The 25,571-nt window shown below is 63.1% G+C and carries 32 protein-coding genes; 15 read left to right on the plus strand and 17 right to left on the minus strand.

Going from position 1 to position 25,571, the window contains the following annotated elements; translation table 11 throughout:
* The first annotated feature begins 267 nt into the window (after positions 1–267).
* The 4 genes from ARC39_RS03015 to ARC39_RS03030 all read left to right on the plus strand — a co-directional run bounded on the left by ARC39_RS03015 (position 268) and on the right by ARC39_RS03030 (position 2,626).
* Complete coding sequence (locus ARC39_RS03015) at positions 268–1,056, plus strand: hypothetical protein (RefSeq protein WP_201455699.1); 789 nt, start codon at positions 268–270, stop codon at positions 1,054–1,056.
* A gap of 197 nt (positions 1,057–1,253) precedes the next feature.
* The gene (locus ARC39_RS03020; RefSeq protein ID WP_068109743.1) at positions 1,254–1,583 is read left to right on the plus strand and encodes a GYD domain-containing protein; all 330 of its coding nucleotides are present in this window, start codon (positions 1,254–1,256) and stop codon (positions 1,581–1,583) included.
* A gap of 160 nt (positions 1,584–1,743) precedes the next feature.
* A complete protein-coding gene (locus tag ARC39_RS03025; protein ID WP_149866284.1) occupies positions 1,744–2,100 on the plus strand; it encodes a hypothetical protein in 357 nt (118 codons plus the stop codon).
* A gap of 151 nt (positions 2,101–2,251) precedes the next feature.
* Positions 2,252–2,626 (plus strand): hypothetical protein, encoded by a 375-nt coding sequence (locus tag ARC39_RS03030; RefSeq protein ID WP_068109750.1) that lies wholly within the window; start codon positions 2,252–2,254, stop codon positions 2,624–2,626.
* 128 nt (positions 2,627–2,754) lie between these two features.
* Here the strand turns inward: ARC39_RS03030 and ARC39_RS03035 are convergent, their stop codons facing one another.
* Positions 2,755–3,654: a sulfotransferase domain-containing protein gene (locus ARC39_RS03035; RefSeq protein WP_068109753.1), complete on the minus strand. Its 900-nt coding sequence runs from the start codon at positions 3,652–3,654 to the stop codon at positions 2,755–2,757.
* Between the two features lie 357 nt (positions 3,655–4,011).
* Here ARC39_RS03035 and ARC39_RS03040 point away from each other — a divergent pair, with 357 nt between their 5' ends.
* Entirely contained in the window at positions 4,012–4,188 is a 177-nt protein-coding gene (locus ARC39_RS03040; RefSeq protein WP_068110136.1) for a CTP synthetase, read from the plus strand.
* Positions 4,189–4,192: 4 nt separating this feature from the next.
* Here the strand turns inward: ARC39_RS03040 and ARC39_RS25165 are convergent, their stop codons facing one another.
* From ARC39_RS25165 to ARC39_RS03050, 3 genes are all read right to left on the minus strand, one after another.
* Entirely contained in the window at positions 4,193–4,327 is a 135-nt protein-coding gene (locus tag ARC39_RS25165; protein WP_078059034.1) for an entericidin A/B family lipoprotein, read from the minus strand.
* 70 nt (positions 4,328–4,397) lie between these two features.
* A complete protein-coding gene (locus tag ARC39_RS03045; RefSeq protein WP_068109756.1) occupies positions 4,398–4,697 on the minus strand; it encodes a type II toxin-antitoxin system Phd/YefM family antitoxin in 300 nt (99 codons plus the stop codon).
* 219 nt (positions 4,698–4,916) lie between these two features.
* Positions 4,917–5,291 (minus strand): hypothetical protein, encoded by a 375-nt coding sequence (locus ARC39_RS03050; protein WP_068109758.1) that lies wholly within the window; start codon positions 5,289–5,291, stop codon positions 4,917–4,919.
* A gap of 83 nt (positions 5,292–5,374) precedes the next feature.
* Between ARC39_RS03050 and ARC39_RS03055 the strand changes: the two genes are divergently transcribed.
* The gene (locus ARC39_RS03055; protein WP_068109761.1) at positions 5,375–6,136 is read left to right on the plus strand and encodes an alpha/beta fold hydrolase; all 762 of its coding nucleotides are present in this window, start codon (positions 5,375–5,377) and stop codon (positions 6,134–6,136) included.
* 113 nt (positions 6,137–6,249) lie between these two features.
* Positions 6,250–6,525, plus strand: coding sequence for a hypothetical protein (locus ARC39_RS03060; protein WP_068109764.1), 276 nt, complete (start codon positions 6,250–6,252; stop codon positions 6,523–6,525).
* Between the two features lie 44 nt (positions 6,526–6,569).
* On the opposite strand, the gene ARC39_RS03065 is transcribed toward ARC39_RS03060, so the two are convergent.
* A complete protein-coding gene (locus ARC39_RS03065) occupies positions 6,570–6,752 on the minus strand; it encodes a hypothetical protein (protein WP_068109766.1) in 183 nt (60 codons plus the stop codon).
* A 110-nt stretch (positions 6,753–6,862) separates the two neighbouring features.
* Positions 6,863–8,107, minus strand: coding sequence for a mandelate racemase/muconate lactonizing enzyme family protein (locus tag ARC39_RS03070; protein ID WP_068109769.1), 1,245 nt, complete (start codon positions 8,105–8,107; stop codon positions 6,863–6,865).
* Positions 8,108–8,376: 269 nt separating this feature from the next.
* Between ARC39_RS03070 and ARC39_RS03075 the strand changes: the two genes are divergently transcribed.
* Positions 8,377–8,637, plus strand: coding sequence for a hypothetical protein (locus ARC39_RS03075; protein WP_068109772.1), 261 nt, complete (start codon positions 8,377–8,379; stop codon positions 8,635–8,637).
* Between the two features lie 78 nt (positions 8,638–8,715).
* Here the strand turns inward: ARC39_RS03075 and ARC39_RS03080 are convergent, their stop codons facing one another.
* The 6 genes from ARC39_RS03080 to ARC39_RS03105 all read right to left on the minus strand — a co-directional run bounded on the left by ARC39_RS03080 (position 8,716) and on the right by ARC39_RS03105 (position 14,468).
* On the minus strand, positions 8,716–9,798 hold the full coding sequence (locus ARC39_RS03080; protein WP_068109774.1) for an alcohol dehydrogenase catalytic domain-containing protein: 1,083 nt from the start codon (positions 9,796–9,798) through the stop codon (positions 8,716–8,718).
* Positions 9,799–9,830: 32 nt separating this feature from the next.
* Positions 9,831–11,081: a TCR/Tet family MFS transporter gene (locus ARC39_RS03085; protein ID WP_068109777.1), complete on the minus strand. Its 1,251-nt coding sequence runs from the start codon at positions 11,079–11,081 to the stop codon at positions 9,831–9,833.
* Between the two features lie 87 nt (positions 11,082–11,168).
* Complete coding sequence (gene pcaD / locus ARC39_RS03090; protein WP_068109780.1) at positions 11,169–11,954, minus strand: 3-oxoadipate enol-lactonase; 786 nt, start codon at positions 11,952–11,954, stop codon at positions 11,169–11,171.
* 23 nt (positions 11,955–11,977) lie between these two features.
* Complete coding sequence (locus ARC39_RS03095; protein WP_068109783.1) at positions 11,978–12,949, minus strand: threonine ammonia-lyase; 972 nt, start codon at positions 12,947–12,949, stop codon at positions 11,978–11,980.
* Positions 12,946–13,782 (minus strand): alpha/beta fold hydrolase, encoded by an 837-nt coding sequence (locus tag ARC39_RS03100; RefSeq protein WP_068109786.1) that lies wholly within the window; start codon positions 13,780–13,782, stop codon positions 12,946–12,948. Before ARC39_RS03100 ends, ARC39_RS03095 begins: the two co-directional genes overlap by 4 nt.
* Entirely contained in the window at positions 13,779–14,468 is a 690-nt protein-coding gene (locus tag ARC39_RS03105) for a haloacid dehalogenase type II (protein WP_068109788.1), read from the minus strand. Before ARC39_RS03105 ends, ARC39_RS03100 begins: the two co-directional genes overlap by 4 nt.
* A gap of 172 nt (positions 14,469–14,640) precedes the next feature.
* Here ARC39_RS03105 and ARC39_RS03110 point away from each other — a divergent pair, with 172 nt between their 5' ends.
* Complete coding sequence (locus ARC39_RS03110; RefSeq protein WP_201455700.1) at positions 14,641–15,096, plus strand: VOC family protein; 456 nt, start codon at positions 14,641–14,643, stop codon at positions 15,094–15,096.
* 79 nt (positions 15,097–15,175) lie between these two features.
* Here ARC39_RS03110 and ARC39_RS03115 read toward each other — a convergent pair whose 3' ends face one another.
* Genes ARC39_RS03115 through fabA form a run of 3 tightly spaced genes read right to left on the minus strand, consistent with a single transcriptional unit; the run spans position 15,176 to position 17,746 of the window.
* Positions 15,176–15,964 (minus strand): enoyl-ACP reductase FabI, encoded by a 789-nt coding sequence (locus tag ARC39_RS03115; RefSeq protein ID WP_068109791.1) that lies wholly within the window; start codon positions 15,962–15,964, stop codon positions 15,176–15,178.
* A gap of 7 nt (positions 15,965–15,971) precedes the next feature.
* A complete protein-coding gene (locus tag ARC39_RS03120) occupies positions 15,972–17,201 on the minus strand; it encodes a beta-ketoacyl-ACP synthase II (protein ID WP_068109793.1) in 1,230 nt (409 codons plus the stop codon).
* A 32-nt stretch (positions 17,202–17,233) separates the two neighbouring features.
* Complete coding sequence (gene fabA, locus ARC39_RS03125; RefSeq protein ID WP_068109795.1) at positions 17,234–17,746, minus strand: bifunctional 3-hydroxydecanoyl-ACP dehydratase/trans-2-decenoyl-ACP isomerase; 513 nt, start codon at positions 17,744–17,746, stop codon at positions 17,234–17,236.
* Between the two features lie 178 nt (positions 17,747–17,924).
* Here fabA and irrA point away from each other — a divergent pair, with 178 nt between their 5' ends.
* Positions 17,925–18,341, plus strand: coding sequence for an iron response transcriptional regulator IrrA (gene irrA, locus ARC39_RS03130; RefSeq protein ID WP_068109798.1), 417 nt, complete (start codon positions 17,925–17,927; stop codon positions 18,339–18,341).
* A gap of 178 nt (positions 18,342–18,519) precedes the next feature.
* Positions 18,520–19,938 (plus strand): uracil-xanthine permease family protein, encoded by a 1,419-nt coding sequence (locus tag ARC39_RS03135; protein WP_068109800.1) that lies wholly within the window; start codon positions 18,520–18,522, stop codon positions 19,936–19,938.
* A gap of 55 nt (positions 19,939–19,993) precedes the next feature.
* On the opposite strand, the gene ARC39_RS03140 is transcribed toward ARC39_RS03135, so the two are convergent.
* The gene (locus ARC39_RS03140) at positions 19,994–20,848 is read right to left on the minus strand and encodes a glycosyltransferase family protein (protein WP_068109804.1); all 855 of its coding nucleotides are present in this window, start codon (positions 20,846–20,848) and stop codon (positions 19,994–19,996) included.
* 143 nt (positions 20,849–20,991) lie between these two features.
* On the opposite strand from ARC39_RS03140, the gene miaB reads away from it, so the two are divergent.
* Positions 20,992–22,311 (plus strand): tRNA (N6-isopentenyl adenosine(37)-C2)-methylthiotransferase MiaB, encoded by a 1,320-nt coding sequence (gene miaB, locus ARC39_RS03145; RefSeq protein WP_068109807.1) that lies wholly within the window; start codon positions 20,992–20,994, stop codon positions 22,309–22,311.
* A gap of 16 nt (positions 22,312–22,327) precedes the next feature.
* Here the strand turns inward: miaB and ARC39_RS03150 are convergent, their stop codons facing one another.
* Complete coding sequence (locus ARC39_RS03150) at positions 22,328–22,651, minus strand: hypothetical protein (RefSeq protein ID WP_068109810.1); 324 nt, start codon at positions 22,649–22,651, stop codon at positions 22,328–22,330.
* Positions 22,652–23,103: 452 nt separating this feature from the next.
* On the opposite strand from ARC39_RS03150, the gene ARC39_RS03155 reads away from it, so the two are divergent.
* The 3 genes from ARC39_RS03155 to ARC39_RS03165 are packed head-to-tail and all read left to right on the plus strand — an operon-like array spanning position 23,104 to position 25,566.
* Positions 23,104–24,063, plus strand: a complete 960-nt coding sequence (locus ARC39_RS03155) for a PhoH family protein (RefSeq protein ID WP_068109813.1) — start codon at positions 23,104–23,106, stop codon at positions 24,061–24,063.
* A 34-nt stretch (positions 24,064–24,097) separates the two neighbouring features.
* Positions 24,098–24,598, plus strand: coding sequence for an rRNA maturation RNase YbeY (ybeY, locus tag ARC39_RS03160; RefSeq protein ID WP_068110139.1), 501 nt, complete (start codon positions 24,098–24,100; stop codon positions 24,596–24,598).
* Positions 24,599–24,636: 38 nt separating this feature from the next.
* Positions 24,637–25,566, plus strand: a complete 930-nt coding sequence (locus ARC39_RS03165; RefSeq protein ID WP_068109816.1) for a hemolysin family protein — start codon at positions 24,637–24,639, stop codon at positions 25,564–25,566.
* Positions 25,567–25,571 lie beyond the last annotated feature (5 nt).

A 25,571-nucleotide genomic window follows, 5' to 3' on the forward strand; every position in this document is an offset into this window, starting at 1 on the left:
CAAATTTCAGACTGTTGGTGCCCTGAGGCCATCGGGAGAACCGATACGGCCGCGCCTCGGGCACCTTCTCCTTGCGGGGCCGGGCATGGCTGCCGCCGTCGGGAGGGGGCATCCCTGCCATCAACAGAGTCTCTTTCCGGACATCGAGAACGGGGAGTGATACACTCCACGTCGGCGCAATTGCAGCGCCGCGGCCGCTTCCGGCATGGATTGTTCGGCGGAAGTGTCCGGCCACCGTCAGATGCGGGAGAATTGCAGATGCGTTCAATGACCAAATTCGTTTTGAAGGCTGGCGCGGGTCTCGCGCTTCTCGGCGGCCTCGCCGGCGCAGGGCCGGTTTCGGCCGAGGATAATTCGGCGGCGCAAGCCAACAACCCGCTCGCCAATACCAAGGCGCTGAACTTCCAGAACCAGTATTTCGGCGAGTTGCAGGGAACCGGGCGTGACGCCAACCAGTTCTTCCTGCGCTACGCGCAGCCGTTCCGGGCCTTCGGCGGCGACTGGCTGATGCGGGCGACGCTGCCGGTGAACACGATCCCGCTTCCCGGCGGTGGTGACGAGACGGGCGTCGGCGATCTGAACATCTTTGCCGCCTACCTGTTCGACACCGGCAATCCCGCGGTCAGCTTCGGCATCGGTCCGCAGGTCACGGCCCCCACGGCGGTGGAGGACACGCTCGGGTCGGGCAAATGGTCGCTCGGCCTGGCCAATGTCCTGTTCAACGGCACCAGCCCGACGTTCCAGTGGGGCTATCTCCTGACCTGGCAGGCGAGCGTCGGCGGGGACGACGACCGCGCGGACGTCAACCTTGGCGCGTTCCAGCCCTTCGGCTTCTACCAGCTCGGACAGGGCTGGTACCTGCGTTCCGCGAGCGTCTGGACCTACAATTTCGAGACCGACGACTACGCCGTGCCCCTCAGTCTCGGCCTGGGCAAGGTGATCAGGACCGACCGCGCCGTCGTCAACGTCTTCGCGGAACCGCAGAAATACGTCTGGACAAGCGGCGACGGCCAGCCGGAATGGGGCGTCTTCGCGGGGGTGAACTTCCAGTTCTGAAGCCGCGCCGATTGCTCGGTATCGCCCCGCCCCCCGCATGGCCGGCCCGACGCCGGTCAGGCATGGCCGACTGCACCCAAGGCGCGGCCGGTCCGAAGACGCCGCCGAATGTGGTACCCTGTCCACGGGGGAGACGGCGGAAAGCCGTTGCGCGTGGTGCGGACGCAAGGCCGTTCCCCCAATCGGGAGGACAGTCAATGCCACGTTTCATCGTAACCGGAACCTACACCCAGCAGGCCATGCAGGGCATGATCGAGAGCCCCTCCGACCGCGAGAAAATCTCCCGCGGTTTGGTGGAGGCGGTGGGCGGCACCCAGGAGGCCTGGTTCGCCACCACCGGCAGCAGCGACTTCATGATCGTCGTCACCGTCGACCGGGTGGAGGACGTGATCTCCTGCCTGATGGTCGCCGGCTCTTCCGGCGCGGTCGCCAACCTGCAGACCCAACGCGCCTTCACCTCGGCCGAACTGACCGAGATGCAGAAGAAGGCCGGCACGCTTGCCTCGGCCTATTCCGCGCCGGGCTGACACCGCCGGGCGCGGCGGGCGGCGGGGCGCCCCGCCCGCCGCGCCCTCCGCCGCTCCCCCCACCGCTCCCATGGTCCATTCGTGCGCGCCAACGGCCGGTGGGGACGGTCCGGATCGCCGCCCGCCCGCAATCCCCGTTGTCCTGACACGCGCACCCGCTATGCTGCATCCAGGGGCCGCCACAGCGAAGGACACCACGATGCTGCCGATCCGTATTCTGCCCGCCGCCATTCTCGCGACGGCCCTTCTGTCGGCCTGTGCGACCTCGGTAAGCACCACCGGCGGCGGCGGGACGGTCACGCTCGGCAGTTCCGACGACAGCCAGCTGCGGGCTTCCGTCGCACACGACCTGCGCCGCGCGGGCATCTCGGATGCCTGTATCCAGTCGCTCGACAGGCAGGCCCTCGGCCAGGTCAAGGCCTTCACCGCCGGGTCGGCCCCGAGAACCAGCAAGGACTGGATCACCGAGCGCCAGAAGACCCGCACCTTCGTCAGCCGCTACTGCCCGAACCTCTAGCGGGGCGGCGCCGCTCGCATCGGCGTTCATCCGCCACCCCGCCGCTCCGGAAAGATTGTTTTCCCGAACGTACTTCGGCTAAGTTCCTGACACGGTTCGCCCGCGGGCGGATCCAACGACACCAAAATTCACAGTGCCGAAAGGGCTCCCCATGCGCCTCATCAAACCTGTCTCTGCGATTGCTCTGGCCGCAATTACGGCCGCTTGCGCCAATTCCGGCGCCAATTACCAGCCCGTTATCGACGGCGCGGTTGGCCCGAACTACTCCAGCGATCTGGCCCAATGCCAGGCGCTCGCCTCGCAGCAGGGGGCCTTCGACAGCAATACCGGCGGCAACATGCTGGCCGGTGCCGCCATCGCCGGCGGCTCGACCGCCGTGTTCAACAACAAGGGCACCAACGCGCGCGACGCCGCCCTGCTCGGCGCGGCCGCCGGTGCCACCGCCGGGGCGCTCCAGCAGCAGTCCAACAAGGAAACCATCATCCGCAACTGCATGCGTCAGCGCGGCTACAACGTCGTCGGCTGATCGGCCTTCGCCCCCGCCCCGCGCGGGCGGGGGCCCCCCGGCTCAGGCCTGTATCGAAGGTCGCGCCGTTCGCGTTTTCCCAAAACACCCAGCATGACCGACACGGCCCTGCAGGCCGCGCGACAGGTCTACCGCATTTCGCCGGTCGCCACCCAATGCGCGCAGTCTTCGCCCAGTTCGGCCAGCGCTCTTGCCTCGTACCGGGCGTTGTCCTCGGGAGTCAGCGTGTCGCGCCAGCGCCCATTGGTGCCCTTGTTGATGAAGTCGCGGCCTCCGGCCTTCAAGGGCAGGTCCGGAAACATCGTATCCGCATGTTTCTTCATGTGATCGAAACTCACGTGTTCGAGCACCTTGCGCAAAAGGTCCGCGTCCAGGTCGATATCCAGAAATTCAGCGAGGCGTCGCACCTGCCCGGCAAGGTCGTCCTTCAGGTTCTGAAAATGCAGCAGGAACACGTTCGGAAGCGCGCGCGCTTCCCACCAGCCGCGCGTGACATCGAAGAATTCCGCCCCCATGAAGGAGCTGGTATCGAGCCAATCGTGGAAATAGGCTCGAAGATCCTCGGTGGGCCGTTCAAGCGGCAGGCCCGCGGCACTCGGGCTGCTGTTCAGCATTTCGTAGAAGCCATCGACGGAATTGAAGAGATGGTTGTGCGTGCTCCACGCCACGTCTCTTCCGTCCCGCGACACGTGCACGTACTTGGCCTTCGGAGAAATCCCCATCGCGTCGATTGGCAGGTGCGACTTGAGCACGCGGCGATGCGTCTGCGCCGCGACCGCCTCCAGACGGCCCTCCTGGCCGAAGCCGCAATCAATCCAGCGGCATATGTTGTTCACACGCGGCGCCTCCGGCGCACCGTGGAGGAGTTGCACCAGAATGGCCTGGGTCCAGGTCGTCCCGCTCTTGCCATAGGTATTCACCACGACATCGCCATCACGAAACTCGAACCCGTTCCATTGCGTTGAGTCGAGCAACGGTGTCACCAGTTCCCGTGTCTTTCCCGGCAGATCGAAATCCCCCTCGGCCATGGCGCGTTCCTTCCTTGGGATACCTTCAGCGGCGAAACGAATTCGCCAATACTGGGGGGCGCCGGTAAATCTGTCGAGGGACTTTCCGTGTCCAGGGGGCTCTTCAGGACACCAATCCGTCAGCGGCTGCGTCGTTTGCAAGCCGACGTCCCGACCGGCAGATCGGCCATGATCCTCTCATATCGGCGGGCAGTCGGATCGGACGAACTGGCCCCGGCGGTCACGGTTGCGGTCGGGCGGTTTGCAGCGCGCGGGGCGACGATGTTTGGCGTACAGGAGTTTGACCCAGATCAACGACTCAAAGATACATGGGCAATACATCTTCGGGCGATCCGCAGCCAATGCCCCGGAGGAAACATGTTCCGCCTCGCCCTTCTGCTCTTCGTCGTGATCGGCGCCTCGATCGCCGGAATCTTCATCGTCGCCGCGCTCGTCGCGGGCTTCGACACCCAGGCGCCCATTGTCTGGGCCGCCGCGCTCGGCTTCGCCGTCGCGGTTCCGGTGAGTTACGTCGTGGCGCAGAAGCTCGCCTGAGCCCTCACATCCGGTTCTGGACCGTCCGTGCGCTGTCGGAGACGAAGTCGCCGGCATTGGAGATGTCTTGCCCCGCGCCCTGAACGGTGGCGCAGCCAGCAAGGGTCAGGAGCAGGAGCGGCAGGATCAGACGTTTCATGCGAGAGGCTCTCCGGGTCGTGGTTTCGGCGGCGCAATCTAGGGCCCGCCCGAGCCGGTTGCAAGCCGCCTCACAGACCGCTGATGGTCGGACCGTCGAAGCTGCGCCCAGCCTCCTGCGCGGCGGCGTAGCGGCAGGCGATATCGTCCTGTTCGGCCCGCAGGTTCGCCAGCGAATGACCGTCGAAGCGTTCCACCATCGTAAGGTCGCGCATCGAGACCACGGCGCAATAGGGCTTGCCGTGACGGGTCAGCACGAGCCGCATCGGGATGTTGACGACCTGGGGCAGCATCATCGCGATATTGGTGCGGAACTGCGTGACCGGGATCATCTCGGAACGGATATGGGGGGTGGGGCTCAGGATCGACATGGGCGCAGCAAATCACGGCCAGGTGAAAGCGGCGTTGCCGGGGCGCGCGGTGGGTGTTGCGTACATTTCCGGTCGTTTGTTCCGGTCGTTTCGGTCGTTTTCGGCGGAATCCGGCCGAAATGCCGGGGTCTGGGCGAAAACGACCGCTTTGCCGATGAAAAAGACCGTGCATTTGGTCGTTTCAAGGGGTGGTTCCGGTCGTTTTGACCGGATCGTTTGTCAAAGGCGGCCGCTCCAGGCCATCCAGACGATCAATGCCGCGGCGATCAGCAGCAGGTTGAAGGCGAGCGGCGCGACGATGCCCAGAATCCGGCCCTTGCGCCGGTCGGCCGGGTCTATCGTGTCGAGGTGATTGCGCAAATGCGCCTGTGCCCGGTTCAATCTCTCGCCGTCGATCTGCCGCGAGAGCTTCGGGTGCTGCGCGAGTTTTTCCATTTCTACCAGATAGTTGGCGTCCTTGCGTACGGCCCTTGGCAGCAGCCGTCCGGCACGGCGCAACTTCACCTCCAACTGGTCCTCACCGCCAACGCCGAGTTTCTCGCGCATCAGAACGGCGAGGGCGGCATTGGTCTCGGATAGGGCAGTCTGGTTCATGGCGGTGTTCTACCGCGTTGATCCCTGCCCGAAAACAGGCAATCAACAAGGAGCCCCAACCCTCAGGATTCGCTTGTAAAACCATGCTCGCCACCTATCGCTACGGCCCCGAGGAGGGTCTGCCGCTGCTGATCGTCCATGGCCTCTTCGGTTCGGCCCGCAACTGGGGTGTGATCGCAAAACGCCTGAGTGTCGACCGGCCCGTGATCACAGTCGACATGCGCAACCACGGCGAGAGCTTCCGGGCGGAGGCGAACGGCTACGAAGAGATGGCGGCGGATCTCGCGCAAGTCATTGAGGAAAATGGAGGAAAGGTCGACGCGCTCGGTCACTCTATGGGTGGGAAGTCGGTCATGATGCTGGCGCTTACCCGGCCCGACCTGCTGCGTCGCCTGGTCGTCGCCGACATTGCGCCGGTCGCCTACAGTCACACCCAGCTCCACCTGATCGAAGCCATGCAGGAGCTGGATATCGAGGGTCTACGCAAGCGCAGCGACGCCGACCGCGCATTGCAGCGCGACGTGGCCGACGCACAGATCCGCGCCTTCCTTCTCCAGTCCCTGGACCTGAAGAAAACCCCCGCGAAATGGCGGCTCAACCTCGATGTACTGGCGGAGGAGATGGACAAGATACTTGGCTGGCCGGAGGTCGACGGGCGTTTCGACGGCCCGGCCCTGTTCTTGTCGGGGGCGGAATCCGATTACGTAAAGGCCGAGTACAGGGCTGAAATAAAACGCCTTTTCCCGTCGGCGCGCTTTGCCAAAATCCCCGGCGCCGGACACTGGCTCCACGCGGACCGGCCACGGGAGTTCGAAGCGACCGTCGCCGTCTACGTCAGCATCTGAGGTTTCCGCTACGTCATATTTTTGCCGCATGTCACCTTGATCATAATCAATGACGTGGCGTCAAATACTGTGCTAACACTCACTCAGTGGATCAGCCGAAAGGGGAGGATAGGATGATCACACTCGACGATATCGAGGACATGAACTGTCTCTCGAGGGACGAGATCGCGGCTATCGCCGAGCACGAACACATCGGGGATTTCGATGCCTCGATGCTTGCCGAGTACCTGATGCACATGCCGAAAGGTGCGCAGAAGGTACAGCAGATGATTTGCGACGACATGCGCGTGGCAATGCGGAAGGACGACGTGGCGCATGCCAAGAGCCTTTTCCGCACGCTGCAACATTTCATCAAGGATCATCCGGAGGCCGTGCGCGGGGTCGCATGACATCATCTATCAAGTTGTTTTCCAACAACTTCTCTGAGGGAGATTCATCCCTCGTGAAGTTTCTTCGCAATCAGCCACGCCGCCGGAATGCCGAGGAGCAACCCGCCGACGATGGCTGCGACAATGGCCGTCGCGGAGACGAAGCCCAACACAAGAGCGGCGACGATACCAACGCCCATCAAGACGGTGGAGGCGAGCGCGTGGATCAAGAGCGTCAGTCGCAACATGCTATGGCCCTTTCAGCGAGAAGACAGGTGGCCGGATAACGGCCGCTTTGTCGGTCCGCCTTGATTCGTATCAAGAAGCGGTAGCGAAGATACGTCTTTCTCCGGGGCATTCATTCCTCGGGGACGGGCGGTGGTGCGCCGCCGGCAAAATGGTTCTCCTCGGTATAGCTGCAAGGGGCTTCCTGCATCTCCAGATGCAGGCCGGTACCGTTCCATGGGTGCGCCCGTGCTAGTGCTTCGTCCACGTCGATGCCGAGGCCAGGTGCCTCCGGCGGGATGAGGTATCCGGCATCGAACGAAATCGTATCGCCGATCAACGCGCGGTGGAACGGGCCGCCCGTCTCAATAGTCTCTACCATCAGCAAGTTGGGTAGCGTCGTCGCCAAATGCACGTTTGCGGCCCACTCAACTGGGCCGGCATAGAGATGTGGCGCGACCTGAGCGTTGTAGACCTCCGCCATCGCCGAGATCTTCTTCGCCTCCCACAGGCCGCCGACCCGCCCGGTGGCCGGTTGCAGGATCGATGCGGCACCATTGCGAAGCACGGGCGCGAACTCCGCCTTGGTTGTCAGGCGCTCGCCAGCCGCAACGGGAATCGATGTGGCCGCCGCCACGCGTGCCATGGCCCCCACGTTGTCAGGAGGGACGGGCTCTTCGAACCAAAGCGGTTGGTACGGCTCCAGCGCCTTTGCCATGCGGATCGCGCCGCCGGTGGAGAATTGTCCATGGGTTCCGAAAAGAAGATCCGCCCGGTCGCCTACCGCGTCCCGAATTGCGGCACAGAACGCCACGGACCGTTCGATGTCCGACAGCGCGGGCTGGTGGCCTCCGCGGACGGTATATGGCCCGGCGGGATCGAACTTGACGGCGGTGAAGCCCTGAGCGACACGCGCTTCGGCGGCGCGCGCGGCAGCGTTCTGATCGACCCAGAAGTCGGGAAGCGGATCGTTCGGACCGGGATACAGGTAGGTATAGGCGCGCAATCGATCGTTCATCCGACCGCCGAGCAACGCCCAAACGGGACGTTCGCGAGCTTTGCCGAGGATGTCCCAACAGGCGATTTCCAAGCCGGAGAACGCGCCCATTACCGTCGGATCGGGTCGTTGGGTGAATCCGGAAGAGTAGGTGCGGCGGAACATCAGTTCGATGTTCTCGGGGTTTTCCCCGGCCATGTGGCGTTCGAAGACGTCACGGATAACTGCCTGCATCGCCTCCGGCCCAACCGCAGCGGCATAGACCTCCCCCCAACCCGTAATGCCGCAGGCGGTGGTCAATTTGACGAAGATCCAATAGCGCCCGCCCCAGCCGGGCGGCGGCGGAGCGGTAATCAGAATGTCGAGATCTGCCAGTTTCATGGGCTGTTCCGGTGATGTTTCAGGCGTGCCTCATTGGCGGGGGAGCGTGTCTTTTCGTTTATAACGGCGACGTCCGGGCGCGGCGCGGAATACCCGCCAGTTCCTTGGTCGGGAACGCCGCCCAGTGGGTAAGGGAAGTCGTCGAACATGGACCGAGCCTAGGAGGCGAAGCCGCTGCGGCGCAATGGAAAACGCCGGGCCAATGGCGTCGCATCCCCTTGAGACCGGGGCGCCTGGATGCCTAGATAGGCGATGAGGAGGACCGAGCTATGCCATTGAAAGACATCGCCCACCAAGCGCTTGAGGAAATCAAGGCGATCGAGGGAACCGGGGTCACGGATGGACATGAGGCGGAGATCCTGGCCGCCATCGACAAGGCCATGCATGCCGCAATGGAGGTGTGTTGCCGGGAGAACGCAGAAATCGTCGAACAACATCTCTCCCACGCGACCGGGGTGGCCGAACAGATCAATGAGGCAGCTGACCGTCGCCGCACGTTGATGGTCGCGAACTTGTCGGCCATGCGGTAGGCCGTGCGAACGCTCGGTTGGCGCGGATGCCCGTCGTCAAGCGAGCTTGAGCCGCCGCCAGCTTGCGGGTGACCGGGGTCAGAAGACGACGACGTTTCGGCGCGCGCCGCCGGCGCGGGTATCGGCAATGGCCTCGTTGATCCGGTCCAAAGACCAGCGGCCGGAGACGAGTTCGTCCAACAGCAGGCGGCCTTGTGAATAGAGGTCGATCATCCAGGGTATGTCACGGGCCAGCACAACGTCGCCCATCTTGGAGCCGGTGATGCTCTGTCCAAGGGCGGCCAGCATGGCGGGTTCGTATTCCGCCATCTGACCCGTGTGCGGCATTCCAACAAGCACCGTCTTTCCGCGCCGACCCATGTGCGAGAGGGCGGTGTGATACGCGGCGATCGCGCCGGTGCAGATCAGGACCGTATCGGCTCCGCGGGGCGCGACCGCGCGCATTTTGGCGGCGACGTCGGGGTCGTCAGCGCTGATCCCGTCCGTAGCCCCGAACTGGCGCGCCGCTGCGAGTTTTTCCTCCGAGAGGTCGATGGCAACGATGCGTACAGCGCCCGCAATGCGCGCACCCTGTATGGCGTTGAGCCCGACGCCACCGGCGCCGACGATCACCACGGTCTGGCCCGGGCGCACGGCTGCCGTGTTCACCGCCGCGCCGACGCCGGTTATCACGCCACAGGAAAGCAGGCAGGCACATTCCGCCGGGATCCCGTCCGGAACGGCGATAACCTGACTTGCGTGCACTGTCACGGCCTCTGCAAAGGCGCCGCAATTCATCGCGTTGAGCACGAGCGTCCCGTTGCTGTCGCGCAGCGGCCCCGTTTCGGGATCGGGTGCCGTCTCGCAATGGGACGGTTGGCCGGTGTTACAGTTTCGGCAGTGATTGCAGGCGCGGATCAGCGTGACCAGCACGCGGTCGCCTAATGCGACGGTGTGGACTTGCGAACCAATGGCCGTGACGCGGCCGACGCCTTCATGCCCGTAGACCGCCGGAAGCCGCCCTTGCCAGCCTCCGTCGATAAAGGAGATGTCGGAGTGGCAGATCGCCACCGCTTCCATCCTGACCTGCACGTCGGCCGGGCCGGGCGCGGCGAGCGAGAGCGTTTCGATGGACAGAGGAGCGCCGACAGCGCGACACACGGCAGCTCGGATTTCTTGCATTGGGATTTCCTGCGTGACCCTTTCGGGCAGCGTCACCTCGGATTGTCCGCGCGTTCTTGCGTACCGGCGACATAGAGTATCACGCCGCCGACCATGAGCACGGCGGCGAGCAGAAAAGCCGCGCCCGGGTTGTGATAGGCCGCGCCCTCGCGCGTCGTTGCATAGAAGACCTGTGTCATGACGAGTGGCGCGAGCACGGTGGCCAGCGAGATCGTCGACGTTATGACGCCTTGCAACTGACCCTGCGCGTCCTCGCCGACGCGGGCAGACATCACGCCCTGAAGCGCCGGCACGGCGACGGACCCGATTGCCGAGATCGGGGTCAGGATCATAGCGATCGTACCGGACGTGACCATACCCAGCGTGGCGAGGATGCCCACCTCGAAGCTCAGTCCGAAGAATATGGTGCCATGATCGCCCAGGCGCTTCAGGATCGGGCGGATCAACCCGGCCTGCACGATGGTATAGCCGACGCCGAAGACGGCGAGAGAGGTGCCCACCATCGGCGTGTCCCATCCGAACCGCACGGGTGTGAAATAGGCCCAGATCGCGGGGTAGACGTAGAGCGCGAATTCGTAGATTGCCAGCACCGTGAGCAGCCGCCCGACGCCCGGGAGCTGGCCGATTTGAGCGATAGCGCCAAAGGGATTGCCGCGTGCCCAGGAAAAGGGGCGGCGGATACGGTCGGTGACGGTTTCCGGCAGGACCGCCAGGCCGAGGAACAAGTTTGCCAACGCCAGGAGCGCGGCCGCGTAGAACGGCGCGCGTGGCCCGAAGATGCCGAGCAGGCCGCCGATCAATGGCCCCAGAACGAATCCCACCCCATAGGCCGCATGGGTGAGCGCGAAACGAGCGGATTTTTCCTCCGGACGAGAAATATCGGCGACGAAGGCCATGGCCGTTGCGTGGGTCGCCGCGAGAATGCCACCCACGATGCGGGCGACCAACAGAATCCAGATCGAATGGGTCAGGGCCATCACGAGGTAGTCGGCAGCCATGACCGCGAGCGACACGAGTAGCACGGGCCGCCGCCCGTAGGCATCGGAGAGCGCACCCAGGGCAGGGCCGAAAAGGAACTGCATGACCGCAAAACCGGTTGCGAGAATTCCACCCCAGACGGCGGCCTCCGCCAGGGAGCCGCCGTGAACCTCGCCGATGAGTTCTGGCATGACCGGCAGGATAAGACCAATTCCCATCGCATCGATCACCAGCGTCGCAAGGATGAAGGCCAGCGGAAGCCGATGGTCACCGGTCGGCGGGGGATTGGTCTCTGGTTCAGTCATGACTGTGAATCTCGGACGGTTCGATGCCGCGAGCGGAAACACCGGAAAGGGAATCTCAAAGGTCTTTCAATGACCCCTGCATCGCACCTAGTGGCCGATTGCGGTCAGGAACTTACTAAGCCGATCAGAGTAATCGTCCGGCTGTTCGACACAAGGAATATGGCCGGCGTTCCGGATCAGGTGGAACTCCGACCCCTTCACCAACTCCGCCGTCTCCCGAACAAGGTCCGGCGGTGTCGATCCGTCTTCCGAACCCGCAATTGCCAGCGTCGGCAGGGCGAGACCCGAGGTGGGGGTATAGAAATCGGTGCCAGCAATAGCGTGGCAGGTACCAACGTACCCCGCGACCGGCGTGCGCGTGACCATGTTGCGCCATCCTGCGCATTCGGGCGTGGACCGGAACGCGGGTGTAAACCACTTCTCCATGATCGAGTCGGCCAGCGATTCCAGTCCGCCAGTCCGCACTCCGGCGATCCGATCCTCCCACATCTCTTTTGTCCCGATCTTCGCGGCGGTGTTCGACAACACCATCGCCCGAACGAGGTCCAGCCGCTTCACGGCCAGGCCCTGCGCCACCATGCCCCCCACGGAGAGCCCGACGAACACCGCACCGTTCACATCAAGGTGGTCCATCAGTCGCTCGGCGTCACGCACCATCGTGCCCATGGAATAGGGACCGTCGGGGCAGTCGGAGAGTCCGTGTCCGCGCATGTCGTAGCGCAGTATGCGGTAGCGCTGCGGCAACCTGGCGACGACTCTGTCCCAGACCCTGAGATCGGTTCCAAGGGAGTTGGCGAATACGATGGGCGCACCGTCGGGATTGCCGTCCTCGCGCCAGTGAAGGGCGATATCGCCAAGATCAGCCATCCGCATCGTCGTCACCTCCTGAACTGCCGTCACGTCTTCCCGTAACGTTCCAGAGCGCTCTGGAAAACCCCCGGATCCACATTGCCGCCGGAGGCAGTGCAGATCACCGGGCCGTCGTCGAGAGAATCGCCGTGAAACAGTGCAGCGGCGAGGGCGGCGGCGCCTCCCGGTTCCAGTACGATCTTGAGCCGCAGGAACGCGAGGTACATCGCCCGGAGGCAGTCCTCGTCGCTCACGGTAAGCCCCGGTCCGCAGAGGCGGTGCATGATGGGAAATGTAAGGCGCCCCGGTGACGGTGTAATGATGGCGTCGCAGATGGATCCGCTCATTGCCTTGTTGGAGAGGATCCTGCCAGCGGACAAAGAGCGTGCCACGTCGTCGAACCCCTCGGGTTCCACCGGGCGCACCCGGAGCGTCGGCGCCCGTGCTTCGAGGGCCAGAGCAATGCCCGACGTCAGCCCGCCACCTCCACAACAGGTAAGCACGGTTGCCGAGGAGATTTCGGCCTCCGCCGCCTGTTCGGCGATCTCCAGCCCGCAGGTGCCTTGCCCTGCGATCACCAGGGGGTCGTCGAAGGGGCGGATGAGCGTGAGGCCGCGCTCTGTCGCGAGAGCTTCTCCGATGGCGTCGCGGTCTTCGTTGGCGCGGTCGTAGGCGATGACCTCGGCTCCAAGTGCTTCCGTGTTGGCGCGTTTCAGGGCAGGGGCATCCGCCGGCATCACGATCACAGCCGGCAATCGCCGCAGCCGGGCGGCCATGGCCACACCCTGCGCATGGTTGCCCGATGAGAAGGCGATCACACCGCGGGTTCCCTCCGGCAAGGTCGAGATGGCGGACCACGCGCCGCGGAATTTGAAGCTGCCCGTATGCTGCAGGCACTCGGTCTTCACGTGGACCGGGCGACCGGCGATCTCGTCGAGAAAGGGGGAGGAGAGAAAGGGGGTGCGCCGTGCCCGGCCCGATAGCCGGGCGGCGGCAGCTTCGATCTCCGCGATATTCATGTGGCGCGATCCAGGTAGGTTTCGATGACCGAAACGGCTTCGGGCTCGTCAAGAAACGGGACGTGGCCGCGATCCGGCACCTCGGCGTAGATCATGTCGGGCTTGCAATGCAGCATCTCGGAGACGGCTGCTTGGGACAGCAGGTCGGAGTTGGCGCCGCGGATCAACCCGGTGGGGAACGGCTTCAGTGCTTCGAAGAGCGGCCAGAGGTCTGGCAGGGTGCCACTCGCGGATTGTTCCAGGACCGAGCGGCGCAACGCCGGGTCATACCGCAGGTCGAGACCGTCCGGGGCTTCCTTCCAGACGCGTTGCGCGAAAGCCCGCCACTGCTCCCGCGATACATTGCAAAACCGCGGGGCCATGTCCTGAGGGAGGCGGTCGGCGGCATCCTCGTAGTCGCGGTACTGTGGGCGAAAACCGAGGTAGGACATGATCTGCGACAGACCCTGGGCGTCGATGGCCGGGCCTATGTCGTTCAGGATCACACCGTGGAGGCGGTCGGCATGGCCAACGGCCCATGTCAACGCGATCAGGCCGCCGCGCGATGTGCCGAGGATCGTGACACGATCGATTTCGAGATGGTCGAGCAACGCAATTGCATCGCGACCTTCGTTGATAACGTTGTACCCGAGATAGTCCTGGTCCCACTCGGAAAGGCCCCTGCCGCGGTAGTCCAGGCGGATGATCCGGGCCTTGTCGGCGAAGGTCTCCCGCACTGGCTCGAAATCCGCCATATTTCGGGTAAGACCGGCAAGGCACAGGATCGGGTGGCCGCTGCCCCGGTCGTCATAGGCCAGGCGCAGGCCGTCAGGCGCGTGGAAAAACCGGGTCATCGAGTACTGGCAAGCTCCGGAATTCTCGTCAGATCAGGCAAGACATGAGCCGGCCGCCATGGCAGTCGATCCACGGGCAACCCGGCCCGATTGACCCAAACGGTCTCGAAGCCGTAGCCCGAAGCGCCTGCCGCGTCCCATCCGTTTGAGGAAACGAAGAGAACATCGGATCGGTTGCAGCCAAAGTGCTCGCCGACAAGATCGTAAACCCGGGAGTCCGGCTTGAAAACACCCACCGACTCCACGGACAGAATCGCATCCAGATCCGCGCCGAGCCCAGCCGTCTCAACGGCGGCTTGCAGCATGTCCGGCGATCCGTTCGACAAGATCGCGGACCTCAGCCCGGCTTGCCGCAGGGCCTGCAGCATGGCGGGAACCTCGGGGTAGGCGTCGAGCTCACGGTAGAGTGCGAGCAACCGGGAGCGAAGCGCATCGTCGCCACCAAGGCCGGTGGCTTCGAGCGCGTAGTCGAGTGCCTCGGTCGTCACGTGCCAGAAATCGGTATGCGCCCCGGTAATTGCCCTCAACCAGGTGTATTGGAGTTGCTTGTCGCGCCAGATTTGCGCGAGTGCCTGCCAATGGGTCGCCAGCGCGGTGCTGTTCGGCTCGGATGCCGCGCGCCGCGCGGCGGCGGCCACGTCGAACAGAGTTCCATAGGCATCGAATACGGCGATACGGATGGTCATGCATGGCCCTCCCACGGGTTCGACATTTGCACAGTGCCGGAGCGTTGAACATGCACATTTTCGCCCGCGTCCTGCGCCGCGTCGTCTCGTGTTGCAACCGCGAATCCTCGGCTAGACTGCGGGCACGCCGCAGGGGCGTGAATTGAGGTGCCGGCAGCAGGGGAGGTGCGCCATGAGCCTGAATCACGGAGCGATCTGGTGGAGCGAGTTGATGACACGCGATGTGCCGGGCGCATTGAAATACTACAGGGACGTTTGCGGATGGGCGTTCGATGCGATGCCCGCCGAAGGTAGCGACTACCACGTTGCAATTGTGCACGGAAAACCGGTCGCCGGTATCATGGACATGACCGGACAGGCGCAATTCGACGAAATGCCATCACATTGGATCACCTATATCGCTGTGGACGACGTTGACCGCGCGATGGAGACAACACGTTTCGCCGGCGGGACTGTCATCCGGGCGCCCCTCGATGTGCCGGGTGTCGGGCGAATCGCAACTGTCGGCGATGCGAGCGGCGCCGTCGTGGGGCTCATGACCCCGGTTTTCCCGGGCGACGAACTTGTGCAGCAGGAGGCGTTCGACGCGGACGAAAGCGAGGACGACGAAGAGAATTTCCCTGTCTGAGTAGCTGGGTCGCCCGGCTCGAACCGTCGCCGAACGAAATCTCGGCACGGCACGTCATGCATCGCCTTGCGCGCGTGGGTCAGATGTTTTCCGGTTGCGGCATCCCGAGCACGTGATACCCGCCGTCCACGTGGATGATTTCGCCGGTCGTGCAGGCACCTGCCTCCGACGCCAGATAGACGGCGGTTCCGCCGACCGCGTCCAGAGTTGCATTGGCGCGAAGGGGCGCGTTGGTTTCGGTCAGCCGGAAGGTCTTGCGCGCGCCACTGATCGCTGCGCCTGCAAGTGTCTTCATCGGGCCGGGAGAAACCGCGTTCACCCGTATTCCGTCCGGGCCGAGGTCGTTGGCGAGGTAGCGCACTGTCGATTCCAATGCCGCCTTCGCCACACCCATCACGTTGTAGTACGGGGTGACACGGTTGGAGCCTTGGTATGTCAGGGTCAGGAGCGTGCCGCCGTTGGGCATCATCGGCGCTGCGCGCCGGGCCACATCGATCAGCGAGTAGCAGGAAATCGTAAGGGAATTACGGAAGTTGTCGCGTGTCGTGTTGATGAAACGGCCGCCGAGCTCGTTCTTGTCCGAGTAGGCGATGGCGTGCACCACGAAATCCAGGGTGCCCCATGTTTCACGCAAGCGGTTGAAACCGGCATCGAGCGAGGCGTCATCGGTCACGTCGACGTCGATCAGAATATCCGAGCCGAGGGATTCCGCCAGGGGCTCAACCCGGCGGCCAAAGGCCTCTCCCTGGTAGGAAAAGGCAAGTTCCGCCCCGGCGGTCGCCATCGCCTTCGCGATGCCCCATGCGATAGAGCGATCATTGGCCACGCCCATGATCAGGCCGCGCTTGCCTTTCATCAATTCCGCCATGTCGCCCTTACCCGTCGTATCTCGAAAGAAGCATGGAACCGTTCGTTCCGCCGAATCCAAAACTGTTCGTCATGACCGTATCCAAGCCGGCAGCCTCGACCAGATCCGTCGCAATCTCGTTGGCGTTCAATGCCGGGTCGAGCTCGGTGATGTTGATGGAAGGCGCAATGAAGTCACCTCTTAGCATCAACAGGCAGAAGACGGCTTCCAATGCGCCGGCCGCGCCTTGCGCGTGGCCGGTCATCGACTTGGTCGAGGAGACCGGCGGCGTCTTTCCTTCGCCGAAAACCCGACGTACGGCCTCGATCTCTCCCACGTCACCGACTGGCGTGGAGGTTCCATGCGCGTTGATATAGCTGACCTTCCGGCCGTCCGGGATCGTATCGAGCGAAAGCCGCATCGCCCGCTCTCCGCCCTCGCCGGAAGGCGCGACCATGTCGTGCCCGTCGGAGGTGGCGGCAAAGCCGGTGACTTCGGCATAGATCGTGGCGCCGCGGGCCTTGGCGCGCTCCAGCTCTTCCAGGACGACGATCCCGCCGCCGCCGCCGATCACGAAGCCGTCGCGGTTTGCATCGAAGGCGCGGGACGCGGTTTCCGGGCTGTCGTTGTACTTGGAAGACATCGCGCCCATGGCGTCGAACAGGCAGGAAAGAGTCCAGTCCAGCTCCTCACCGCCGCCAGCGAACATTACGTCCTGCTTGCCCATCATGATCTGCTCGGCCGCGTTGCCGATGCAATGCAGCGACGTCGAGCAAGCCGAGGTGATGGAGTAGTTGATTCCCTTGATCTTGAACGCAGTCGCAAGGTTTGCGGAGATCGTGGACGACATGCATTTGGGCACCGCGAAGGGTCCGATCCGCTTCGTGGCGCCGGTCTTGAGCACGGTCTGATGGGCGGCGAGCATCGCCGACGTGGAGGGGCCGCCAGAGCCTGCGACAAGGCCCGTCCGAACGTTCACCACATCGCTTTCGTCCAGTCCCGCGTCGTCGATGGCCTGGCTCATGGCGATATGGGCGTAGGCCGCGCCCGGCCCCATGAACCGCAGGGTCCGCTTGTCGATATGCTCGGCCAGATCGATTTTCAGCTGGCCGGAGATCTGGCTGCGAAAGCCGTGCTCTGCCATGGTTTCATCGAAGGCGATGCCCGACGCGCCTGCACGGAGGCTGGCGGTGACTTCGTCGGCGGAATTGCCGATGGGCGAGACGATGCCCAGACCGGTGACGACGACGCGACGCATGTTGGACCTCCTTCCGAGAGTTCCGTTGCGGATCAGGATTGTGCTTCTGCCAGGCCGACCTTCAGCCCGGTTACGGCGTATATTTCTTCGCCGTCAGCATAGACCTTGCCGTTTGCCACGCCCAGCTTCAGCTTCCGGTCGATGACACGGGTGTAGTCGATGCGGTAGGTGACCAACTTGCAGGTGGGGCGAACCATGCCGGCGAATTTCACTTCTTGCGCGCCGAGCGCAAATCCCTGCCCTTTGAGACCGCGCCAACCGAGTCCGAATCCGGTGAGCTGCCAGAGACCGTCGAGGCCAAGGCAGCCCGGCATGACGGGGTTGCCGGGGAAATGGCACTCGAAGAACCAAAGGTCGGGCGAAATGTCGAATTCCGCGTCGATGTGGCCCTTGCCGAACTCGCCGCCGTCCTCCGAGATATCGGTGATCCGGTCTGCCATCAGCATCGGCGGCAGCGGAAGCTGCGCATTGCCCGGGCCGAACATCTCGCCGCGCGCGCACCGCAGCAGATCCTCTTTTTCGAACCGTGTCTGTCTTTCGGACATGAAGTCCTTCCTCCCGGCGCCAGTCATCTTGCTCCGCGCTCTCTATCACCGCCCGTCCGACCGGCGCAAGAGCGCCACCGCTGCCGTGACCTTCGCATGTTGCGACCTGTTTTCAATTGAATTTCGGGCCGAATTGCGCATATTCATGACTTGAATTGGAGTTAGCGGAAACAGGTTCATGACCAATCAGGAACGTACACGCGGAGCCGAGTGGCTTGCCAAGGGCGGGCTGCGTCCGACGCGGCAGCGGCTTGCGCTGGCAGCGTTGCTGGTAGGCGACGGGCGTAATCGCCACGTTACCGCTGAGAGCCTTTTCGAGTCCTCCCGCGATGCGGGGGAATCTGTTTCGCTCGCCACTGTCTACAATACGCTCCGGGCATTTTGTGATGCCGGGATCATGCGGGAGATCACAGTGGATGGAACGAAGAGCTATTTCGATACGCATACGACGGACCACCCGCATTTCTTCTGGGAAGACGACCAGCGCCTGACCGACGCGCCTGCCGAGGAACTCGAAATCACGCGCCTGCCGCAGGCACCTGACGGAGCCGAGGTCGCGAGCATTGATGTCGTCATCCGCCTGCGCAGGCGATAAACTCGTCGGTTTCTGCGCATTAGCAGGCGAAAGCCACTTTTTGCAGCATCCCGGTGTCATGCGCCCGATTTCGGGTCATCCCGGCGCTGTGACTTCACGTGAGCCGCAAAAAGAGAGGGACTCTCGATAGGCCGCGCCTTTTTGTGTGGGGAAACCAGACAAAGAGGGGACAGAAAACATGGACACCGGTTCAATCGGAACGCCGCAGCAATTGCGCGATCCGGATTACATGCCGCCATTTGCAAAGGCCGTTCCGCTGGGAATCCAGCATGTGCTGGCAATGTTTGTTTCCAACGTGACGCCGGCGATCATCGTTGCGGGAGCCGCCGGCTTCGGCTTCGGGTCCAATTCACCCGACTTTCCCGAGTTGCTTTACATGATCCAGATGTCGATGCTGTTCGCCGGCATCGCAACACTGATGCAGACGATCGGTGTTGGTCCGGTGGGGGCTCGTCTACCCATTGTTCAGGGTACGAGCTTCGCCTTCATTCCGATCATGATCCCGCTGGTTGCGGGCAAGGGTGTCGACGGGCTTGCAGCAATGTTCGGCGGCATTCTCATCGGCGGGCTGTTCCACGCCGCACTCGGCACGGTGATCGGAAAGATCCGGTTCGCGTTGCCGCCGCTTGTCACGGGCCTTGTCGTGATGATGATCGGTCTGGCGCTGGTCAAGGTTGGGATCCAGTACGCCGCAGGCGGCGTTCCCAAGATCGGGACGCCGGAATACGGGAACCTCCACAGTTGGTCGGCCGCGCTCGTCGTCGTCTTCGTAACCCTTGGGTTCAAGTTCTTCACCAAGGGCATGCTTTCGGTCTCTGCGGTCCTCATCGGCATTCTGGCGGGATATGTCTTCGCGCTTCTCACCGGGTTGCTGAGTTTCGAGAGTGTTTCCGGGAGTTGGCAAGGTGCTGCGAGCTTTGCCTTGCCGCAGCCGTTCAAGTACGGCTTCGAGTTCAGCCTGGCGGCGATCATCGGTTTCTGCCTGATGGCGTTTGTTTCCGCAGTGGAAACGGTTGGCGACGTGTCGGGCATCACCAAAGGCGGGGCCGGGCGCGAAGCGACAGATGCTGAGATTTCCGGCGCAACCTTTGCCGACGGCGTGGGTTCGGCCGTTGCAGGCATATTCGGTGGCCTGCCCAACACGTCCTTCAGCCAGAACGTGGGCCTGATCGCCATGACGGGCATCATGAGCCGGCATGTCGTGACGATTGGCGGATTGTTCCTTATCCTCTGCGGACTTGTCCCAAAGGTGGGGGCAGTTATCCGTACCGTGCCGATCGAAGTTCTGGGCGGTGGCGTGATCGTGATGTTCGGCATGGTCGTGGCGGCCGGGATCTCGATGCTGTCGGATGTCGACTGGAACAAGCGGAACATGGTGATCTTCGCAATTTCGCTGTCGGTGGGACTTGGCCTGCAGCTTGAGCCGGGCGCCGTGCAGCATCTGCCCGAAACGCTCCGGGTCCTGATGACCAGTGGGCTTCTGCCTGCGGCGCTCATCGCGATCGTGCTGAACCTCGTCCTACCGGAACCGCTGGTGCCTGAGGCGACGGAGGAAATCTCCGGTGGGATGGCACATACCGAAACTGCGTCGACCTAGGTGCGATGTCTCTGGGTCCCGGGGGGCGTGAGCGCCCCTCGGATCCCCTAACAGGTCAAAACCACTGGCCCGGCTCCATCAGCCCCAGATCCATGAGTTGCTGCGACGACCAATTGAACCTCGTGGAGCCGGACCACGCGAAACTCGGGATATCGAAGGTCGAGCCCGGATTCAGTTTCAACGCCTTTGCCGTCCGAAATGAGCAGACCGCCGCGGTAAGGTTGTGGTGCCAGGGGCAGGCGTAGGTGTTGTATTCGTCATCGTTGAACGTGTGATCGGTTTGAAGGCGCAAGCCCGGCTGTGTTCGAAACAACGATACCCTGTCGATACGGCGTTTGCCTTTCGGAATGTGCTCCTCAAAACGCCATCGCAACCCGCCAAAAAAGTCGAGCTGCCGGTCCTGGCCGCCCGCGCGCGCGAGGGCGAAATACCCGGTCCTGTCCAGATGGGCCCGTTCGCGACAAACGGCGTTTGGCCAATGCTCAAGATTGTCGGCATAAAGATCGATGACATAGGCGAGCATCGCGTCACGGCGTTCTTCTGCGTGAAATGTCAGCATCTCGCCGACGCTGCGATGCTCGCAAAATGGGTAGAACAGGTATTCGCCATTATAGCAGTAGAACATCCAGGTGCCGGGCGGCGCAGCAGCGATCAGCCGGTTGAGCGGGCCGGCGGGCGCATCGACGGCGTGAGGATCGAAGGGTGCGGAATGCACGTTATCTGGCAAGCCGGGAGGAGGCTGGATGCCCGCGCCGAGAAGCAGGACAATGCTGCGGAATCCCTTTTCAACGTGGTACTCCACGGTGCTGGCAATTTCGACATCGTCCTCCGCAAGGATGACCGCAACCGGAGCACGAGCGAGCGCGTTGGGAGCGTGGGCGAGGAGGCTTTCGAGATCGGAGTAATTCATGCGGGGGCGTCTCGTGTTCGGGCGCGCGCCCGTCTTGGCGCCACGTTAGGAGTAAGTCCGGGTCGGTTGCAACCGCTGCTGCGGCGTTGCGCCGCCGACCCGGCTGCGCTATGCCGCGCGCCAGCGATCAGGAGGCGAAGCCGATGACAGAGGCGCCGAAGAAGCTCTACATCAAGACCTACGGCTGTCAGATGAATGTTTACGACAGTGAGCGCATGGCCGAGGCGATGGGTGGGCAGGGCTATGCCCAGACCGACCGCCCCGAGGATGCCGACCTGATCCTGCTCAACACCTGCCACATCCGCGAGAAGGCGGCGGAGAAGGTGTATTCCGAGCTTGGCCGCTACAAGGGCCTCAAGGCGGCCAACCCCGATCTGAAGATCGGTGTAGCGGGCTGCGTTGCGCAGGCCGAGGGCGAGGAGATCCTGCGTCGGCAGCCTCTGGTCGATCTGGTGGTTGGGCCGCAAAGCTACCACCGGTTGCCGGAACTGGAGGCGCGGGCGCGTGGCGGCAAGTCGGCGATCGATACCGAGTTTCCCGAGGAAATGAAGTTTGACCACCTACCGGCACGGCCAAAGCCGAAGCGCGGGCCGACGGCGTTTCTGACCGTGCAGGAGGGATGCGACAAGTTCTGCGCCTTCTGCGTGGTGCCCTACACCCGTGGTGCAGAGGTGTCGCGTCCGGTTGCACGGGTGCTCAAAGAGGCCGAAGGGCTGGTCGAACAGGGGGTGCGGGAAATAACCCTCCTCGGGCAGAACGTGAACGCTTACCACGGTGCCGACGGTGCCGACTCCTGGGGGCTCGCACGGTTGATCCGCAGGTTGGCGGAGATCGATGGGCTTGAGCGGATTCGCTTCACGACCTCGCATCCGCGCGACATGGACGACGACCTGATCGCGGCCCATGGTGACTGCGAGAAGCTGATGCCCTACCTGCACCTGCCGGTGCAGTCCGGGTCCGACCGGATCCTGAAGCGGATGAACCGCGGCCATACGGCGGAGGAGTACATCCGCCTGGTTGACCGAATCCGCTCTGCCCGTCCTGACATCCTCATGTCGGGCGATTTCATCGTCGGGTTCCCGGAAGAGACGGAAGAGGATTTCCGCGCGACGCTCGCCTTGGTTGAAGAGATCGGCTACGGCCAGTGCTACTCGTTCAAGTATTCGGCGCGCCCCGGTACGCCCGCCGCCGAACGCCCGGTTGTCGATCCTGCCAAAGCCGACGACCGCCTGCAACGGCTGCAAACTCTGCTGACCGCACAGCAACGCGCTGTCCAGGATTCGATGGTCGGCCGCACAGTGGGCGTTCTTGTCGAAAAGTCCGGGCGGTTGCCTGGACAGGTCGTCGGAAAATCCGACCATCTGCACGCCGTGCACCTGACCGCGAACCTGTCTCCCGGCGATCTTGTGGACGTACGCATCACGGAAAGCGCACCGAACTCGCTGGCGGGAATCTTGGTCTGAGGCGCCGCGCGACCTCTCAGCCCGGCGGAATCTCTTTCAGCAGTTTCTTGAGGGTTTCGATCTTGTGGGCGCCGTTCCCGACGCCATATTCGTCCCGGCACACGCGGTTGCCGATCGCATCGGCCTGTTCCGGTGTGTAGCCAAGCTGGAGCAGGTCATCGATAAACACCGCATTGGGCCGGTCCCAGGCGACGGTCTTCAACGCGCCGCGGTAGCAGCTCACGTTTATCGTCATGCGGTCGTTGTCCGACGGGGAAGGGAGGTCATCGGCCAGTGCGTTGCCGGTTGCGAAAACGCTTGCTCCCGCGACCATTGCCGCAATCAGATAATTCACGTTCATCAGTAGAATTCCCTCTGGGGCAGAAACACATACACGCGCACGGCCGGGTGCCCATCTCGGGCCGGTGCGATACGGAACGTTCGACGACGGAGTATACCGCTGAACTGGGGGCTGTGAAGTCTCGCCGACCGAAACGTTCCAATTTGACGCCTCTTGCATTTACCCGCATGGCAAACGCGGGATGCCAAAACCGCTCGAACCCGGTGAAACACCCCTTCGCCGACATGAAACAGGGTCGTAGTCAGGCGCGGCGCACCCCATATTTGGCACTCGATTGTGATTGCGCCGCCTCTTTTTGTGTCACTCGCGTGAATTTTGTACCCATCGACTTGCCAAACGGGGCGCATGGCGGGCAGCATAACTTCAGAGCAAACACGAGCAGCGGAGTCGCATTATTGGGAATCAGCGCCCTGACCACACCGCCCACTTCCGACGATATTCTCGAAACTCCGATGGAGTTCCCCGACAATCGTCTCCTCGTTGAACTCTGCGGCGAGTTTGACCGCAACCTTTCCCAGATCGAACATCAGCTAGGGTTGCAGATCGTCCGGCGCGGCAACCAGCTTGCGCTGATCGGCGATGGAGACGCGCGGGCGCGCGGTGCGGTCATTCTTCAGGAACTCTATGAGCGGCTCGAAGCCGGCCGGCCCCTGGAACCCGGCGATATCGACGGGGCGATCCGACTGGGCGCGCTGGAAGACGAGGCAGCGCCCCGGCCGGCCGACCAATTGGAGATGTTCCAGGGCGGTCGCGTGGAGATCAAGACCCGCAAGAAGATCGTGGAACCGCGGACCGAGGCGCAGAAAGCCTACGTTCGCGCGCTGATGGCCAATGAGCTTGCCTTCGGAATTGGACCTGCGGGCACCGGAAAGACCTATCTCGCGGTTGCTGTCGCGGTAAATCTCTTCATTGGCGGGCACGTGGACAGGATCATACTCTGCCGGCCGGCCGTTGAGGCCGGCGAGCGCCTCGGTTTCCTTCCGGGCACGCAGGAGGAAAAGGTCGACCCCTACATGCAGCCGCTCTACGACGCGCTGAATGACTTCCTGCCGGCCAAGCAAGTCACCAAGCTCAAGGAAGAAAAGAAAATCGAAATCGCTCCATTGGCCTTCATGCGCGGTCGTACACTCAGCAATGCCGCGGTTGTTCTGGATGAAGCGCAGAACGCCACCACGATGCAGATGAAGATGTTCCTGACGCGCCTTGGCGAGGGATCCCGGATGGTAGTGACCGGCGACCGTACGCAGGTGGACTTGCCACGCGGCGTAACCTCCGGATTGGTCGAAGCGGAGAAACTACTCAAAGGCGTGGACGGGATCTCGTTCAATTACTTTACCGCCAAGGACGTGGTTCGGCATCCGCTGGTGGCCAGGATCATCGACGCCTATGACGCGGATGCGCCAGCCGGCTAAGCTGGCCGGACGGGAATTGAACGAGATGGCGGGAATGACCGAAACCGTCGATATCGTGCTGGAGGCGGAAGCATGGGACGCCACGGGCCTTCATGCTCTTGCCGAGCGCGCGATTCTCGCGAGCCTCCGGCACCTGCATCTACCCGAAGATTGCACCTGCACCATACTTGCCACCGACGACGCCCGCATCGCCGTTCTGAATGCTGATTTCCGGGCAAAGGAAGCTGCGACAAATGTCTTGTCATGGCCGTCGGATGATCTCGCGCCAGAGAAGCCAGGTGGGCAACCGGCACTACCGGAACCGGATTTTCCCGGCGAACCCCCGTTTCTGGGGGACATAGCGCTTGCGTGGGAAACCTGCGCGAGGGAGGCGGAGGAGGCGGGAAAGCCGCTGGAGGCGCATGTGACGCACCTGATCGTTCACGGTTTGCTCCATTTGTTGGGATACGATCACATCCGCGACGAAGATGCGCTCTTGATGGAACGCCTCGAGGTTGAGATACTGTTCAAACTTGGATTTCCGAACCCATATTAGGGTCGTGCCGGCGCGACCGGCGTTTTTGGAAAGGAACGATGGGCGATACTCCCGAAGGATCTTCTAGCGCAGCGCATGGCGCGCAGGAGACCGACACACCACCGAGTCGCGGGATAATGCGGCGTCTCGGCGACCTGTTTAGAAAACCCGAAACTGCCGCGGAGGCGCGCGGAGGCGTTGGCATGCACAATACCGTGCCCCTGCCGGAAGAGGTGCGAACTGGTCCGTCGCGCGGTATGGCGAACCTCCGCCAGATGCGCGTGGAGGATGTGGCGATACCGCGGGTGGAGATTGTCTCGGTCCCCGTCGATATCGGCCTCGATGCACTGCTGGAAGTATTCCGCGATAGCGGCAATACCCGCCTGCCGGTCTATGATGGCACAATCGACAGCCCCCTCGGCCTTGTGCATTTGAAAGACGTGGCCCTGCGATATGGGTTCAACGGCAATGGCGCCGAGACGTTTGACTTGCGCGAGATGCTACGCCCGCTGATCTACGCGCCGCCATCGATGCCGATTGGCGTGCTGTTGCAGAAGATGCAAACAGACCGCCGCCATATGGCTCTCGTCATCGACGAGTATGGCGGCGTCGATGGGTTGGCGACGATCGAGGATCTGATCGAACAGGTGATCGGTGAGATCGAAGACGAGCACGACGTTGAGGAAGAGGCATTCTGGACCCTCGAGAAACCCGGTTGCTACCTTGCGCTCGCGCGCGCGCCGCTTGACGGTTTCGAATCCGAAATCGGCATGAAGCTGCTGGATAGCGAGGACGAGGAAGAGGTCGATACGCTTGGCGGGCTCGTCTTCATGGAGACCGGTCGCGTGCCTGCACGCGGTGAAGTGATCCCGCATCCGTCCGGCGCGCAATTCGAGGTCGTGGACGCAGATCCACGGCGTATCAAGCGCCTGCGCGTCCGGCTGCCCGGTACTGCGCTCGCATTGTCGCAGCAGGCGGCAGCCGAGTAAGCCGG

Source organism: Tropicimonas marinistellae (genome assembly GCF_001509585.1).
GTDB lineage: Bacteria > Pseudomonadota > Alphaproteobacteria > Rhodobacterales > Rhodobacteraceae > Tropicimonas > Tropicimonas marinistellae.

Excerpts from the sequence above, each read along its gene's own strand:
- ARC39_RS03015 (WP_201455699.1), top strand. The coding sequence starts at position 268 with ATGACCAAATTCGTTTTGAAGGCTGGCGCGGGTCTCGCGCTTCTCGGC.
- ARC39_RS03020 (WP_068109743.1), top strand. The coding sequence starts at position 1,254 with ATGCCACGTTTCATCGTAACCGGAACCTACACCCAGCAGGCCATGCAG.
- ARC39_RS03025 (WP_149866284.1), top strand. The coding sequence starts at position 1,744 with ATGCTGCATCCAGGGGCCGCCACAGCGAAGGACACCACGATGCTGCCG.
- ARC39_RS03030 (WP_068109750.1), top strand. The coding sequence starts at position 2,252 with ATGCGCCTCATCAAACCTGTCTCTGCGATTGCTCTGGCCGCAATTACG.
- ARC39_RS03035 (WP_068109753.1), bottom strand. The coding sequence starts at position 3,654 with ATGGCCGAGGGGGATTTCGATCTGCCGGGAAAGACACGGGAACTGGTG.
- ARC39_RS03040 (WP_068110136.1), top strand. The coding sequence starts at position 4,012 with ATGTTCCGCCTCGCCCTTCTGCTCTTCGTCGTGATCGGCGCCTCGATC.
- ARC39_RS25165 (WP_078059034.1), bottom strand. The coding sequence starts at position 4,327 with ATGAAACGTCTGATCCTGCCGCTCCTGCTCCTGACCCTTGCTGGCTGC.
- ARC39_RS03045 (WP_068109756.1), bottom strand. The coding sequence starts at position 4,697 with ATGTCGATCCTGAGCCCCACCCCCCATATCCGTTCCGAGATGATCCCG.
- ARC39_RS03050 (WP_068109758.1), bottom strand. The coding sequence starts at position 5,291 with ATGAACCAGACTGCCCTATCCGAGACCAATGCCGCCCTCGCCGTTCTG.
- ARC39_RS03055 (WP_068109761.1), top strand. The coding sequence starts at position 5,375 with ATGCTCGCCACCTATCGCTACGGCCCCGAGGAGGGTCTGCCGCTGCTG.
- ARC39_RS03060 (WP_068109764.1), top strand. The coding sequence starts at position 6,250 with ATGATCACACTCGACGATATCGAGGACATGAACTGTCTCTCGAGGGAC.
- ARC39_RS03065 (WP_068109766.1), bottom strand. The coding sequence starts at position 6,752 with ATGTTGCGACTGACGCTCTTGATCCACGCGCTCGCCTCCACCGTCTTG.
- ARC39_RS03070 (WP_068109769.1), bottom strand. The coding sequence starts at position 8,107 with ATGAAACTGGCAGATCTCGACATTCTGATTACCGCTCCGCCGCCGCCC.
- ARC39_RS03075 (WP_068109772.1), top strand. The coding sequence starts at position 8,377 with ATGCCATTGAAAGACATCGCCCACCAAGCGCTTGAGGAAATCAAGGCG.
- ARC39_RS03080 (WP_068109774.1), bottom strand. The coding sequence starts at position 9,798 with ATGCAAGAAATCCGAGCTGCCGTGTGTCGCGCTGTCGGCGCTCCTCTG.
- ARC39_RS03085 (WP_068109777.1), bottom strand. The coding sequence starts at position 11,081 with ATGACTGAACCAGAGACCAATCCCCCGCCGACCGGTGACCATCGGCTT.
- pcaD (WP_068109780.1), bottom strand. The coding sequence starts at position 11,954 with ATGCGGATGGCTGATCTTGGCGATATCGCCCTTCACTGGCGCGAGGAC.
- ARC39_RS03095 (WP_068109783.1), bottom strand. The coding sequence starts at position 12,949 with ATGAATATCGCGGAGATCGAAGCTGCCGCCGCCCGGCTATCGGGCCGG.
- ARC39_RS03100 (WP_068109786.1), bottom strand. The coding sequence starts at position 13,782 with ATGACCCGGTTTTTCCACGCGCCTGACGGCCTGCGCCTGGCCTATGAC.
- ARC39_RS03105 (WP_068109788.1), bottom strand. The coding sequence starts at position 14,468 with ATGACCATCCGTATCGCCGTATTCGATGCCTATGGAACTCTGTTCGAC.
- ARC39_RS03110 (WP_201455700.1), top strand. The coding sequence starts at position 14,641 with ATGAGCCTGAATCACGGAGCGATCTGGTGGAGCGAGTTGATGACACGC.
- ARC39_RS03115 (WP_068109791.1), bottom strand. The coding sequence starts at position 15,964 with ATGGCGGAATTGATGAAAGGCAAGCGCGGCCTGATCATGGGCGTGGCC.
- ARC39_RS03120 (WP_068109793.1), bottom strand. The coding sequence starts at position 17,201 with ATGCGTCGCGTCGTCGTCACCGGTCTGGGCATCGTCTCGCCCATCGGC.
- fabA (WP_068109795.1), bottom strand. The coding sequence starts at position 17,746 with ATGTCCGAAAGACAGACACGGTTCGAAAAAGAGGATCTGCTGCGGTGC.
- irrA (WP_068109798.1), top strand. The coding sequence starts at position 17,925 with ATGACCAATCAGGAACGTACACGCGGAGCCGAGTGGCTTGCCAAGGGC.
- ARC39_RS03135 (WP_068109800.1), top strand. The coding sequence starts at position 18,520 with ATGGACACCGGTTCAATCGGAACGCCGCAGCAATTGCGCGATCCGGAT.
- ARC39_RS03140 (WP_068109804.1), bottom strand. The coding sequence starts at position 20,848 with ATGAATTACTCCGATCTCGAAAGCCTCCTCGCCCACGCTCCCAACGCG.
- miaB (WP_068109807.1), top strand. The coding sequence starts at position 20,992 with ATGACAGAGGCGCCGAAGAAGCTCTACATCAAGACCTACGGCTGTCAG.
- ARC39_RS03150 (WP_068109810.1), bottom strand. The coding sequence starts at position 22,651 with ATGAACGTGAATTATCTGATTGCGGCAATGGTCGCGGGAGCAAGCGTT.
- ARC39_RS03155 (WP_068109813.1), top strand. The coding sequence starts at position 23,104 with ATGGAGTTCCCCGACAATCGTCTCCTCGTTGAACTCTGCGGCGAGTTT.
- ybeY (WP_068110139.1), top strand. The coding sequence starts at position 24,098 with ATGACCGAAACCGTCGATATCGTGCTGGAGGCGGAAGCATGGGACGCC.
- ARC39_RS03165 (WP_068109816.1), top strand. The coding sequence starts at position 24,637 with ATGGGCGATACTCCCGAAGGATCTTCTAGCGCAGCGCATGGCGCGCAG.